9 protein-coding genes are annotated in these 13,230 nt (G+C 61.4%); 7 read left to right on the forward strand and 2 right to left on the reverse strand.

Annotated features, from left to right (window positions below):
- The first annotated feature begins 14 nt into the window (after nt 1–14).
- Complete coding sequence (locus CTATCC11996_RS04590; RefSeq protein WP_080569827.1) at nt 15–2,459, forward strand: fimbria/pilus outer membrane usher protein; 2,445 nt, start codon at nt 15–17, stop codon at nt 2,457–2,459.
- 10 nt (nt 2,460–2,469) lie between these two features.
- The gene (locus CTATCC11996_RS04595; RefSeq protein WP_003073619.1) at nt 2,470–3,573 is read left to right on the forward strand and encodes a Csu type fimbrial protein; all 1,104 of its coding nucleotides are present in this window, start codon (nt 2,470–2,472) and stop codon (nt 3,571–3,573) included.
- Between the two features lie 205 nt (nt 3,574–3,778).
- Here CTATCC11996_RS04595 and CTATCC11996_RS26085 read toward each other — a convergent pair whose 3' ends face one another.
- Nucleotides 3,779–5,743 carry a pseudouridine synthase gene (locus tag CTATCC11996_RS26085; RefSeq protein WP_233506371.1) on the reverse strand — a complete coding sequence of 655 codons (1,965 nt, stop codon included), beginning with the start codon at nt 5,741–5,743 and terminating at the stop codon, nt 3,779–3,781.
- 84 nt (nt 5,744–5,827) lie between these two features.
- On the reverse strand, nt 5,828–6,559 hold the full coding sequence (locus CTATCC11996_RS04610) for a Crp/Fnr family transcriptional regulator (RefSeq protein WP_003068662.1): 732 nt from the start codon (nt 6,557–6,559) through the stop codon (nt 5,828–5,830).
- 226 nt (nt 6,560–6,785) lie between these two features.
- Here CTATCC11996_RS04610 and CTATCC11996_RS04615 point away from each other — a divergent pair, with 226 nt between their 5' ends.
- From CTATCC11996_RS04615 to CTATCC11996_RS04635, 5 genes are all read left to right on the forward strand, one after another.
- The gene (locus tag CTATCC11996_RS04615) at nt 6,786–8,723 is read left to right on the forward strand and encodes an AMP-dependent synthetase/ligase (RefSeq protein ID WP_003073627.1); all 1,938 of its coding nucleotides are present in this window, start codon (nt 6,786–6,788) and stop codon (nt 8,721–8,723) included.
- An 11-nt stretch (nt 8,724–8,734) separates the two neighbouring features.
- Nucleotides 8,735–9,520: an ABC transporter ATP-binding protein gene (locus CTATCC11996_RS04620; protein ID WP_003073630.1), complete on the forward strand. Its 786-nt coding sequence runs from the start codon at nt 8,735–8,737 to the stop codon at nt 9,518–9,520.
- A gap of 10 nt (nt 9,521–9,530) precedes the next feature.
- Nucleotides 9,531–10,460, forward strand: a complete 930-nt coding sequence (locus CTATCC11996_RS04625) for a branched-chain amino acid ABC transporter permease (protein WP_003073633.1) — start codon at nt 9,531–9,533, stop codon at nt 10,458–10,460.
- A gap of 17 nt (nt 10,461–10,477) precedes the next feature.
- A complete protein-coding gene (locus tag CTATCC11996_RS04630) occupies nt 10,478–11,542 on the forward strand; it encodes a branched-chain amino acid ABC transporter permease (protein WP_003068654.1) in 1,065 nt (354 codons plus the stop codon).
- A 182-nt stretch (nt 11,543–11,724) separates the two neighbouring features.
- Nucleotides 11,725–13,041 carry an ABC transporter substrate-binding protein gene (locus tag CTATCC11996_RS04635; RefSeq protein WP_003073635.1) on the forward strand — a complete coding sequence of 439 codons (1,317 nt, stop codon included), beginning with the start codon at nt 11,725–11,727 and terminating at the stop codon, nt 13,039–13,041.
- Nucleotides 13,042–13,230: the final 189 nt, after the last annotated feature.

Below are 13,230 nucleotides of genomic sequence, written 5' to 3' on the forward strand. Positions count from 1 at the left end.
CATGCGCGAGCACCATGGCATTTAGCAGAAACGCTGCACTCATCCTTGGCACAGCGAGTTTGCTGGGCACATCCTGTGGCTGGGCCCAGACACAGAGCGATCCAGCCCCGGGCAGCAATCAACCCTTTCGCCTGTCGGATCTTGCACCGCTTGCGCCTCGGGCCTCTCTTGCCTCCAGAGAGGAAGGCATCGAGCTGATGCTCTCCGTGCAGCTCAACACCCGGGACTTCGGCCTGCAACCGGCCTTGCTGCGAGGCAAGCGCTTATCCATGCGCCGGGACACACTTGCCGTACTGGGCCTGAGAAACGAATCCCTACCCTCGCCTGCAGCGCAGACCTCCGCCCCAACCAATCCATGGATTGAACTGGATGCCATCGAGGAGCTGCAAATTCAGCTCAATATGGCGATGCAGAGTTTGACGCTGAACATTCCCTTCACGCGGCTGCAATGGGCCAGCGCCCAGCTTACCGCCAACGGCGTCCGAGGCCAGCCATCCCACAGCTCTCACGGCCTGCTGCTGAACTACGATGCCTATGGCTTTGATAGCAAGGGATCGCGCGCGCTGAGTGCGATTACCGAGTGGCGAGCCTTCATGGCGGACAAGGTGCTCGCGACGACCATGCTGTCCCAATTTTCGAGCACCAGCCAGCTGGGAACGAGCCATGATCAATTTCGCCAGGTACGACTGGATACGACCTACAGCCAGTCCTTTCCCAACCAGATGCTGACCTTTCGCCTCGGCGACACGCTGACCAGCATGCAGCCCTGGTCACGCGCCACGCGCATCGGCGGCATCCAGATTTCACGCAATTTTTCACTGCAGCCTTATCGCATCACATCACCCATGCCGGCGCTGATGGGCACCAGCGCATTGCCATCCGATATTGCGCTGTACATCAACGGGATCAAGCAATACCAGGGCACGGTGAATGCGGGCCCCTTCACTTTGAACACGCCGGTGGGCATCTCAGGAATGGGAAATGCACAGATTGTTCTGACCGATGCCTTGGGCCGCAACACCACTTTGCAATACAGCCTCTACGGCAGCACGCAATTGCTGGCCGAGGGTTTGAGCGATTGGTCTGTAGAGGCTGGCTGGGTGCGCAAGAACTACGGCTACGAGTCTTTCAGCTATGGCCGCGTCCCGGTCGTCAGCGGCTCCTGGAGCAGGGGTGTAAGCAACCAATTGACCGTACTCACGCATGCAGAGGCCACCTCGGGCTTGCTGAACCTTGGTGCTGGTGCGCATTGGCAGGCCGGGGCCTTTGGCGTGCTTTCTGCAGCCAGCGCCATCAGCCGTAAGGATGGCGAGGCTGGAGCGCTGGTCCAACTGGGGCACACCTGGAACAACCAATCGTTCTTCACCGCACTGCAAGGCATGCGCGCCAACCGCAGCTTCCGTGATGCGGCATCCTTGTATGACGTGGTTCGACCCAAGGCATCCGGGCGCGCCATGCTGGGGTACAACGATAAAAAACTGGGAGCGTTCAATATCGGCCTGCTGTACCTGTCCAGCTATGGCAACAAGACACAGCGCTATGCCACTGCAGGGTGGAGCCGTAACCTGGGAGGCCAAGGCGCCCTCAGCCTCAGTGTCAATCATGATCTGGACGATAGCCGCCAGAGCAATGTGCAACTGGCCTTGAGCTGGTTTCTCGATGGCAGGCTCAACCTGGGTGCCACGGCCAGCCGCCAGAACCAGCAGAGCCTGTTGAGTGCCTACGCCAGCCAATCCCGCGCCAACGATGGCGGCTGGGGCTGGAGTGTTGCCGCCCAGCACGGCGATGGCAATTCTGGCCAGGCACGAGCCGATTATCTGGCCCAGCATTTCGAAGCCAACGCATCCATCGCCAGCAACCGAGGCATCAGCAGCGCCTCCGCAGGAGCGTCTGGATCGCTCGTGCTGATGGACGGGCATCTGCTGGCCAGTCGTCGTATCTACGACGGCTTTGCCCTCGTCAGCACCAATGGACTTGCAAACATCCCCATCAAGCGGGAAAACAATTCTGCAGGGCAGACCAGCGAGCAAGGCTTGCTGCTGGTCACGCAACTCGGGGCTTATCGCAACAACAGGATTTCCATTGACCCCATGCAGCTTCCCGCACAATTCAAAGTGCCCCAGCCCGAGCTCAACATCGTCCCGACAGACAGGGCGGGAACACTGGTCAAGTTCGATCTGCAGCGCATTCGCTCAGCCAGCATCGTGCTGCACGATGCTTCGGGTCAGCCCGTTGCCACCGGCAGCCGTGCTGTCGTGCAAGATCACAGCAGGGACGCAGCGACGATCAGCAGCATCGTCGGCTATGACGGCATGGTGTACTTCGAGCAACTGGCTGCCGACAACCGTATCACGGTCAACCTGCCCGATGGAGGTCAATGCACTGCCCATGCCCGCTGGCCTGATACCGCTGAGTCCGTGAATGAAATTCCCGTGATAGGCCCGATCACCTGTCGATAAAGGTTGCGCCATGGAATTCCTTATCTCTCTGCTGAAACAGACCACCGTTCGCATGCTTCTCAGCCTTCTGGCCGTCTCCATGGTCTGGCTGCTTGTGCCAACAACCGCCAAGGCGCAGAACGTGGTGTGCAATACCTTCAGCATGCCGAATGTGAATTTCGGCAGCTTTACGCCATTTGATGCGCCAGCCAGCACCAGCGGACAGCTTTCCTTTCAGTGCTACAACACCACTATTAGCCTCTTAGGAATCACCTCCATCTATGCGGCCATTTGCATCAATTTTGGTGACGGCAGTGCAGGTGGAACGGCCGCTGCACGCAACATGAGCACGACAGGAAGCCTGACGCCGCTGCAGTACCAGATCTACCGCAGCGATGGCGCAGTCTGGGGCTCCTACAACCTGGCGGGCTCGTCGCCCCCTCAGATCGTGCTGCAACTCCCGTCAGCCTGGCTGGTCAATGGCGTCTTTGGTTCATACAACTACCAATCAGCCACCATACCGTTTACGGCAAACATCGGTTCCGGCCAGAGCACCACCATTCCCGGGGCCTACCGCAGCGATTTCAGCACAACCCAGGCCAGCATCATTGTCCGCACGGGCAGCAGCAACACGGTGACCTGCCTAGGCCAATCCACCAGCAGTGCCAACGTCGTGCTGAGCCAGGCCACCTTGTCATTCAGTGTCACGGCAACGGTGCAAAAAGCCTGCCAAATCCAGATCAGCAGCGCCAGCAATATGGATTTTGGCAATATCAATCCGCTGACAACAGGCCCCTTTGACACCAGCAGCAGCCTGAATGCCCGCTGCACCAGCACCACGCCCTACAACATCGCACTGGAACCCAGCGGAACACCGACTCCCACCGATGGCAAAGGCACACTGCGCAATGCCGGCACGGCAAGCAATAACCCGGACACCTATGTCAGCTACGGGCTATATCGCGATGCCGGACGCAGCCTGCCTTGGGGCAATGTCAGCAACAGCAATACCTTCGGTGGCACCGGTACGGGCTCGTACGCCGCAAGTCCCATCAACATATACGGGCGCATCAGCAACGGCAATGTCAGGCCCGGCTCATACACCGACAACGTGATTGTCAACGTCTTGTATTGAGAGCCAGGTCCCTTTTCATGTCGCCATGAAAAAAGCGCAAGCGCTTATTCAAAAAGAATAGCTACTTGCGCTTTCCAGCAAAGGGGTAGAGGCCATTTTCACTAAAAATAACGTCACCCTTTTCTGAGGGACTGCGAACAAAAGCCGCCTTGCGGCGAAGCTGACCGCCCCCCTTGGGGGAAGCGGCGGAGCCGCTCAGGGGGTATCAAAAGCTCTCATGCGCAGCCAGATAGCGCCATTGGCCGGTGGGCAGATTGCCCAGGGTCACCCCTCCGATGCGGATGCGCTTGAGGCCCACGACCTTGAGGCCGACCTGCTCGCACATGCGGCGAATCTGACGCTTCTTGCCTTCGGTCAGCACAAAGCGCAGCTGCTCGGGGTTCTGCCAGTCCACCTGGGCCGGCTTGAGCGGCTGCTCGTCCAGCGACAGGCCATGGCGCAGCAGGGCCAGCTTTTCCTCGGGGAAGACGGACTGCACATCCACGTCGCGGTCGCCGAAGGTCACGCGCACCAGATATTCCTTGTCGACTTCCGAGTCCTCGCCAATGATCTGGCGCGCCACGCGGCCGTCCTGGGTCAGCACCAGCAGGCCCACGGAGTCGATATCCAGACGACCGCAGGGAGCCAGGCCCTTGAGCTGGCTGAAGTTGAAGCGCGTCTTGCTGCGGTCTTCATTCCAGCGGTTCTCGTTGGTGATCAGCACCACGGCGGGCTCATGGCCGTCCTCGGCCTGACCGCTGACATAGCCCATGGGCTTGTTCAGCAGGATGGTGACCTGCTGGTCCTGGCGTTCCTGAGCCTTCTGGTCGATCTCGATCCTGTCGCCGGGCACCACGTTCTGGCCCATGGTTGCGACTTCGCCGTTGACCGTGACCCAGCCGTTTTCAACCCACTCGTCGGCTTCGCGACGCGAGCACAGGCCCATGTCGGCAATGCGCTTGTTGATGCGCACGGCACCGGGACGATCGTCCTGGCGCGCTTCGGCTTCGGGTGCGCGCTTGACGGGAATTGCACGGTCCGAGCCATCGGCAGCAGGACGGTAGGTGCGGATTCCGGTCGTCGGGCGGCGTGTGGCCTCCGACACAAACGAGCCGGGGATATGACGCTTTTCAGGCTCGCCACCACGCTCGTCGCGGCGGCTTTCGCGGCGTTCACCACGGCGCTCGTCATTGCGGCGGTCGTCACGATCAAAGGAGCGGCCTTCGGGACGGTCACCGTAGCCACGGTTCTGCGGACGGTCCCCAAAGTCACGGCCTTGCGGGCGATCACTACCACGGCGCTCGGCATCACGGGACTGGTATTCGCGGCGTTCGCCACCTTCGGAGCGGTCTGGGCGACCAAAACCACGGTTTTGCGGACGGTCACCAAATTCACGACCTTGAGGACGCTCATCGCGGCGGCCTTCAAAGCGATCACCGCCACGACGTTCGCCGTCACGAGGACGGAATTCACGGCGCTCGCCGCCTTCGGAACGCTCAAAGCGACCCTGGTCAGGACGGCCAAAACCGGACGAACGTGGACGCTCGCCAAAGTCACGGCCGCCTTGCGGACGGTCATCACGGCGGTCGTCACGAGGACGGAATTCGCGACGCTCTGCGCCTTCGGAGCGCTCAAAGCGGCCCTGGTCGGGGCGGCCAAAACCGGACGAACGTGGACGGTCACCAAAGTCACGGCCGCCTTGCGGACGGTCATCACGGCGGTCGTCACGGGGACGAAACTCGCGGCGCTCGCCACCGCGATCACCATCACGCGACTCGCCATAGGGGCGGAAACCGCGGTCACCGCCGCCAAAGCGGCGCTCGCCGCCTTCGGCAAAGCGGTCATCGCGATCAGCGCGGGGACGGCGCTCGTCGCGCTGCGAGAAGCCGCCGCGGCGTTCGCCATCGTCACGAGCAGGACGACCGCCGTCTGGGCGACCAAAGCCGGAAGCGCGAGGGCGCTCGTCGCGCTCGCGCTGAGGGCGTGCGCCACGCTCGCCACGCGGGCCTTCGCTGCGCGGGCCGCGATCGGAGCCGCCTGCGGGCCGGGGGCCACGGGCTGCCGCAGGCTTTTCGGCCTTGGCTGGCTTGGCCGGTGCACGCAAAACAGGGCGCGCCGACGAGGAATCCGAGGGCGCGGAGGATTTGCCAGCACCAGGGGCGCCGGACTCTTTAGGAGGTTTGACTGACATTTGGGCGTAATTGTCTCGCGACGCGCGGGCGCGAGGCGAGAGTTATCCACAATTCCAGCGCGGAGCTAGGTTATAGGACGTCCCTCAGGCAAGCGCCTTGCGCGACGCGCAGAACTCTCCATGCCGCAGTGCCTCCAGGTCCAGTACGCGCAGGCCGCCATACTCGATCTGTATCACGCGCTCGCGCTGCAGCACCGACAAGGCCTCGTTCACACGCTGGCGCGACAGGCCGACCAGATTGGCCAGTTCCTGCTGGGTGATACGCAGAATCTGCCCCACGCCAGGGTAGAGCAAGGGGTTGAACAAGGCGGCAAGGGTGCGCGCCACGCGCAGATCGGGATTGCTCATGCGGTCGATCTCGCGCGCTGCGATGAACTGGCCCAGCCGCTCGTTGAGCTGGTTCATTACAAAACGATTGAAGCCTATGGAGTGATCAAGCAGCCAGTGGAACATGTCTATGGGCAGGCCGCCCACAACGGTCTTGCGGATAGCCTGGACGTTGTAGCGATAGGGCTCGCGCTTGATGACCGTTCCCTCGCCAAACCAGCCGCCGGGCGGCAGCCCGGCCAGCGTCATGCTGACGCCGTCGGCGCTTTCGGTGTTCATCTTGAGCAGACCGTCGACCACGCCAAACCAGTAGGTAGGCGGGCGACCGGTGCGACAGACATAGTCACCCGGCTCGGCATCGCCAACGAGCAGCACGCGTGCCACGTTTTCACGCTCTATGGGCAACAGAACGGGCCACCAGGGAATGCCATCGAGTTCTGAGCTCAAAGGCTTGCGCCGCCTTTGATGCAGGGACAGTTCTTGACTCATGCCCAGAAGCATTGCCAAAGCCGCGCTGGCGCAACAGCGGGATTTCCACGAGGCAGCAAATGCGCCATTTTCAGCAGCATTTGTTACAGCGGATTTTCACTATGCAGGCTTTCCCTCAAATTGTCGTCAAACAGACATCCTGACGTCAAAGTCACTCATAGCATGTCTGCAAGACTTTCGTGAAGGGTAGCCACGGCGGCTCCAACCCCAACCAAGAGGATCAGGCATGACAACCACGTTCCCGCAACTGCTGCTCAAGCACGCGACAGAACGCCCCGATGCGCCCGCCCTGCGCGAGAAAGAGTATGGCATCTGGCAGACCTGGAGCTGGCGCGAAGCTGCGCAGACCGTACGCCACATGGCCTGCGGCCTGCGCGCGCTGGGGCTTGAAAGTGGCCAGAACCTGGCGTTCATCAGCGATAACCGGCCCCATGTCTACATGGGCTTTCTGGCCGTTCAGGCCTGTGGCGCAGTGCCTATTCCGCTGTACCAGGATGCCGTGGCCGCCGAGATGCGCTTTGTGATGGAGGACGCGGAGATCGCGTTTGCCTTCGCCGAGAACCAGGAACAGGTGGACAAGCTGCTGGAAGTTCGCGAGAGCGTTCCCGGAATTCGTCACATCATCTATGACGATCCGCGCGGCCTGCGCAAATATGATCAACCCGGCCTCGTCAGCACCGAGGAGCTGCTGGCCAAGGGCAAGGAATGGGATGCACAGCATCCGGGAGCCTATGAGGCCATGGTCCAGGCCATCTCGCCCGACGATGTCTCGGTCATCCTCTATACCTCGGGTACCACGGGCAAGCCCAAGGGGGTGTGCCAGACCCATGCCAGCTTTGGCGAATCCGCCCGCGGCGGCGTGCAGACCGATGGCCTGAATGCTTCGGACAATGTGATCTGCTATCTGCCGCCGGCCTGGGTGGGAGACCATCTGTTCTCGTTTGCGCAATGGCTGGTAGCGGGCTTCACCATCAACTGCCCGGAATCCGCCTCGACCATCGCCATCGACCTGCGCGAAATCGGTCCCAGCTACTACTTTGCTCCGCCACGCATATTCGAGGGCATGCTGACTTCGGTCTCCATCCGCATGGAAGATGCGTCGCCACTCAAGCAGTGGATGTATGCCAAGGCCATGGAGGTGGCTCGTCGCGTCGGTTCGGACATTCTGGACGGCAAGAACGTCGGTGCCGTGGATCGCCTCAAATACCGGTTGGGCAGCTTGTTCATCTACGGGCCGCTGCGCAATGCACTGGGCCTGTCGCGCATTCGCGTGGCCTATACGGCGGGTGCCGCCATCGGCCCCGAGCTGTTTCGCTTCTTCCGCTCCATCGGCATCAACCTCAAGCAGCTCTACGGCCAAACCGAAACCTGTGCCTATGTCTGCCTGCAGCGCGACCGCCAGGTGGAGCTCTCCAGCGTGGGCCAGGCGGCTCCGGGCATCGAGCTCAAGATTGCCGACAACGGCGAGGTGCTGGTCAAGGGCGTGTCCGTTCTCAAGGAGTACTACAAACGCCCCGACGCCACGGCCGAGGTGATCGACGCCAGCGGCTATTTCCATACCGGCGATGCCGGCGTGATCGATGCCAACGGCCAGCTGCGCATCATCGACCGTGCCAAGGATGTGGGCAAGACCAGCCGCGGCGCCATGTTCGCACCCAACTACATAGAGAACAAGCTCAAGTTCTTCCCGCATATCAAGGAAGCCGTGTGCTTCGGTCATGGCAAGGACGAGGTCTGCGCCTTCATCAATATCGACTACGAGGCCGTGGGCAATTGGGCCGAGCGCCAGGGTCTGCCCTACGGCGGCTATGTGGACCTGGCCAGCAAGGCCAAGGTGTTGGAGCTGGTGGCCGACTGCATAGACAAGGTCAACGCCGACCTGGCCAGCGAGCCCGGCATGGCCGACACCCAGGTGGCGCGCTTTCTGGTGCTGCACAAGGAGCTGGACCCCGATGACGACGAGCTGACCCGCACCCGCAAGGTGCGTCGCAACTTCATCGCCGACAAGTACGGCGTGCTGGTGGAGGCACTCTACACCGGCAAGCAGCAGCAGTTCATCGAGACCCTGGTGAAGTTCGAGGACGGCCGCACGGGCAGCGTCAGCGCCACGCTGACCATTGTCGACGCCAAGCTCCACCCGGCTTCGGCCAAGGCTGCCGCCTGAGAGGAATTTTCATGAATACAAGAACCAGCGGCGACGTGATCCTGGACATCAAGAACATCAGCCTGCGTTTCGGCGGCGTCAAGGCCTTGACCGATATCTCGTTCAACGTCAAAGAGCACGAAATCCGCTCCATCATCGGCCCCAACGGTGCCGGCAAGAGCTCCATGCTCAACTGCATCAACGGCGTCTACACGCCGTCCGAAGGCTCCATCACCTTTCGCGGCCAGACCTTCAGTCATATGAACAGCCGCCAGGTGGCCGAGATGGGTGTCGCACGCACCTTCCAGAACCTGGCACTGTTCAAGGGCATGAGCGTGATCGACAACATCATGACCGGCCGCAACCTCAAGATCAGGAGCAACATCCTCATGCAGGCCCTGCGTATCGGCCCTGCGCAGCGCGAGGAAATGCAGCACCGCGAGTTCGTCGAGCACATCATCGACTTTCTCGAAATCCAGGCCTATCGCAAGACTCCCGTGGGCCAGCTTCCCTACGGCCTGCAAAAGCGCGTGGACCTGGGCCGTGCGCTGGCCATGGAGCCGCAGGTGCTGCTGCTGGACGAACCCATGGCCGGCATGAACGTGGAAGAGAAGCAGGACATGTGCCGCTTCATCCTTGACGTGAACGAAGAGTTCGGCACCACCATCGTGCTCATCGAACACGATATGGGCGTGGTCATGGACATTTCGGACCGTGTCGTGGTGCTGGACTATGGCAAGAAGATCGGCGACGGCGCTCCCGATGAAGTACGCAACAACGAAGACGTGATCAGAGCCTACCTGGGCGCAGGCCACTGAAGGAGCAGTCATGGGATTTTTCTTAGAGACATTGTTCGGCGGCCTCATGGTGGGCACGCTGTACGCACTGATCGCCATCGGCTTTGTGCTGATCTTCAAGGCCTCTGGCGTCTTCAACTTTGCGCAAGGCGCCATGGTGCTGTTTTCGGCCCTGGCCATGGCGCGCTTCTCGCAGTGGATTCCCGGCTGGCTGGGCCTGGAGCCGGGACTGGTCGGCAATCTGCTGGCCATCGTCGTCACTCTGGCGCTGATGGTGGGCGTGGCCTGGGTGATCGAGCGTCTGGCCCTGCGCCATCTGGTCAATCAGGAGCCCATCACCTTGCTGATGGCCACGCTGGGCATTGCCTATTTGCTCGATGGTCTCGGCCCCATGGTCTTCGGCAGCGAGGTCTACAAGATTGACGTCGGCATGCCCAAGGACCCGGTCTTCATCATGAACAGCCTGTTTCAGGGCGGCGTGATGATCAGCCTGGAAGACCTGTATGCGGCCTGCATTGCAGCCATCCTGGTGATCTGCCTGAGCCTTTTCTTTCAGAAGACCAAGACCGGACGCGCGCTGCGCGCCGTGGCCGACGATCACCAGGCCGCTCAGTCCATCGGTATTCCGCTGTCGCGCATCTGGGTCATCGTCTGGTCGGTGGCCGGCGGCGTGGCTTTGGTCGTCGGCATCATCTGGGGCAGCAAGCTGGGCGTTCAGTATTCGCTGTCGCTGGTGGCCCTGAAGGCACTGCCTGTGGTGATTCTGGGCGGCCTGACCTCGCTGCCCGGCGCAATCATCGGCGGCCTGATCATCGGCGTGGGAGAGAAGCTCTCCGAGGTCTATATCGGCCCCATGGTGGGAGGCGGCATCGAGACCTGGTTTGCCTATGGTCTGGCCCTTTGCTTTTTGCTGGTTCGGCCACAAGGTCTGTTCGGCGACAAGATCATTGACCGCGTCTGAACGGGGAGAACAAGAAAATGTTTTATCGTGAAAACGGCCAGTTCAAGACCAGCTACGCAGCAGACCAGCAGATCTTTGGCGTCGCCCAGGACCGCTGGGTCATCCTGCTGGTGCTGGCCTTTGCCTTCCTTGCCATTCCCTTCATTGCCAGCGACTACACCTTTCAGGCGATTCTGATTCCCTTTGTCATCATGTCGCTGGCAGCGCTCGGACTCAATATTCTCGTCGGCTACTGCGGCCAGATTTCGCTGGGTACCGCCGCCTTCATGGCCGTGGGTGCCTATGCGGCCTACAACCTGCAGGCCCGCATTGAAGGCATGCCTTTGCTGGTAGCACTTCTGGGCGGCGGCGTGGTGGCAATGGCGTTCGGCGTGGTGTTCGGTCTGCCCAGCCTGCGCATTCGCGGCCTGTATCTGGCCGTGGCCACGCTGGCCGCCCAGTTCTTTGTCGACTGGCTGGCGACCCGCGCGGCCTGGGTGACGAACAACTCCTCTTCCGGCTCGGTCAGCGCCAAGCCGCTGGCCATTCTGGGCTGGGCCATCGACACGCCCATGGAAAAGTACCTGCTGTGCCTGGCGATTCTGTGTCTGCTCGGCCTGGCCGCCAAAAATCTGGTGCGCAGCTCGGTAGGTCGTGAATGGATGGCCATGCGCGACATGGATGTGGCCGCTGCAGTGATCGGCATTCGCCCCACCTACGCCAAGCTGTCGGCCTTTGCAGTCAGCAGCTTTATCGTCGGCGTGGCCGGCGCGCTCTGGGGCTTTGTCCACCTGGGTGCCTGGGAACCTGCAGCCTTCAGTCTGGATCGTTCGCTGCAACTGCTGTTCATGATCATCATCGGCGGCCTGGGCTCGGTCGTGGGCAGCATCTTCGGCGCCGCCTTCTTCGTGCTGCTGCCGCTGCTGCTCAACCAGGTGCCTCACTGGCTGGGCCTGCCACTATCCACGGCAACGGCAACCTATCTCGAGCACATGATTTTTGGTGCGCTCATCGTGTTCTTCCTGATTGTGGAACCCCACGGATTGGCCAAGCTCTGGGCCACGGCCCGTCAGAAGCTGCGCGTCTGGCCGTTCCCGCATTGAGCATGAAGCATCTGCTGAAACGCTGCAGGCCTTCCTCCGTGTGCACGGCCCCCTGGCTCAATGCCGCGCAGCGAGTCATGCAGGTTCATGGACCGTTGAGCTACCTCAGTATTCTTTTCTTCAAGACACCGCAGAGTGCCTGCAACCGGGACAGCGTCCCATACAACCCAAGGAGACAGTCGATGATGTTCAAGAAAGTTGCGATTGCTGCCGCTGCTGTTGCTGCAGGCATGGGAGCCTTGATGGCCTCGCCTGCGGCTCAGGCCCAGGAGCAGTTCGTGCCTCTGCTGGTGTATCGCACAGGCCAGTTCGCGCCCCTGGGCATTCCATGGGCGGATGGCAAGCAGGATTACCTCAAGCTGGTCAATGCCAAGGGTGGCGTCAACGGCGTGAAGATCAAGTTCGAGGAGTGCGAAACCGCCTATGACACGGCCAAGGGCGTGGAATGCTACGAGCGCCTCAAGAACAAGGATGGCGGCGCCTCCGGCTTTGACACCCAGTCCACCGGTATCACCTTTGCCGTGACCGACAAGGCCCCCGGTGACAAGGTGCCGGTGGTCACTCCGGGCTATGGCCTGTCCCAGTCCGTGGACGGCAAGGTCTTCGAGTGGAACTTCCCGCTGCTGGGCAACTACTGGACCGCCGCCGACTCCATCGTGCAGGACATCCTGAAGAAGGAAAAAGGCAGCCTCAAGGGCAAGAAGATCGCACTGGTCTATCACGACTCGCCTTATGGCAAGGAACCCATTCCGCTGCTGGAAAAGCGCGCAGCCAAGGACGGCTTTGAGCTGATCAAGCTGCCCGTGACCGCCCCCGGCGTGGAGCAAAAATCCACTTGGCTGCAGATCCGCCAGAGCCGCCCCGACTATGTGCTGCTGTGGTCGGCCGGCGTGATGACGCCCACGGCCGTGCGTGAGGCACAGGCCACGGGCTACCCACGCGAGAAGATGTACGCCGTGTGGTGGGGCGGCTCCGACCATGACGTGCGAGACATAGGCGCCGGAGCCAAGGGCTACAACACCGTGACCATTCACAACACGGCCGAAAGCGACAAGGTGCATGCGGATATCAAGTCCATGCTCTACGACAAGGGCCAGGGCACGGCCAAGGACGCCAAGGAGCTGGGCCAACTGGCACATACCCGCGGCATGGTGATCTCCATGCTGCAGGTCGAAGCCATCCGCACCGCACAGGAGAAGTTCGGCAAGGGCAAGGTCATGACACCCGAGCAGGTGCGCTGGGGCCTGGAGAACCTGAACATGACGCAGGAACGCCTGAACGAGCTGGGCTTCGGCAAGATCATCCGCCCCTTCAAGACCAGCTGCGAAAACCACCTGGGTGCCGACTGGGCGCGTATTGCCACCTGGGACGGCAGCAAGTTCAAGGTGAGCTCCGACTGGTACCAGGCCGACAAGTCCATGGTCGATCCGCTCTACAAAGAATTTGCGGACAAGTACGCCAAGGAAAAGAACGTCAAGGTAAGGACCTGCACCCCCTGAGGCGCTTCGCGCCTTCCCCCTCTCCGGCACCAAGTGCCTGAGGGGGGCTACATCCCCGCTGCGGGGCAAGCGGCCGGCATCGGCCCTTGCCTGATGTCTCTGACCAAGGCTCGCCTCGCCGCAACTGGATTGACAAAAATCAGCCTCAATCGCTTACCTAAAAAGCGTTTACAGCTATCTATTTTGAGT

The sequence above is a fragment of the Comamonas testosteroni ATCC 11996 genome (genome assembly GCF_000241525.1).
GTDB lineage: Bacteria > Pseudomonadota > Gammaproteobacteria > Burkholderiales > Burkholderiaceae_C > Comamonas > Comamonas testosteroni.

Bases quoted from the DNA above. Each gene is read 5' to 3' on its own strand.
- CTATCC11996_RS04590 (WP_080569827.1), top strand. From the start codon at position 15: ATGGCATTTAGCAGAAACGCTGCACTCATCCTTGGCACAGCGAGTTTG.
- CTATCC11996_RS04595 (WP_003073619.1), top strand. From the start codon at position 2,470: ATGGAATTCCTTATCTCTCTGCTGAAACAGACCACCGTTCGCATGCTT.
- CTATCC11996_RS26085 (WP_233506371.1), bottom strand. From the start codon at position 5,743: ATGTCAGTCAAACCTCCTAAAGAGTCCGGCGCCCCTGGTGCTGGCAAA.
- CTATCC11996_RS04610 (WP_003068662.1), bottom strand. From the start codon at position 6,559: ATGAGTCAAGAACTGTCCCTGCATCAAAGGCGGCGCAAGCCTTTGAGC.
- CTATCC11996_RS04615 (WP_003073627.1), top strand. From the start codon at position 6,786: ATGACAACCACGTTCCCGCAACTGCTGCTCAAGCACGCGACAGAACGC.
- CTATCC11996_RS04620 (WP_003073630.1), top strand. From the start codon at position 8,735: ATGAATACAAGAACCAGCGGCGACGTGATCCTGGACATCAAGAACATC.
- CTATCC11996_RS04625 (WP_003073633.1), top strand. From the start codon at position 9,531: ATGGGATTTTTCTTAGAGACATTGTTCGGCGGCCTCATGGTGGGCACG.
- CTATCC11996_RS04630 (WP_003068654.1), top strand. From the start codon at position 10,478: ATGTTTTATCGTGAAAACGGCCAGTTCAAGACCAGCTACGCAGCAGAC.
- CTATCC11996_RS04635 (WP_003073635.1), top strand. From the start codon at position 11,725: ATGATGTTCAAGAAAGTTGCGATTGCTGCCGCTGCTGTTGCTGCAGGC.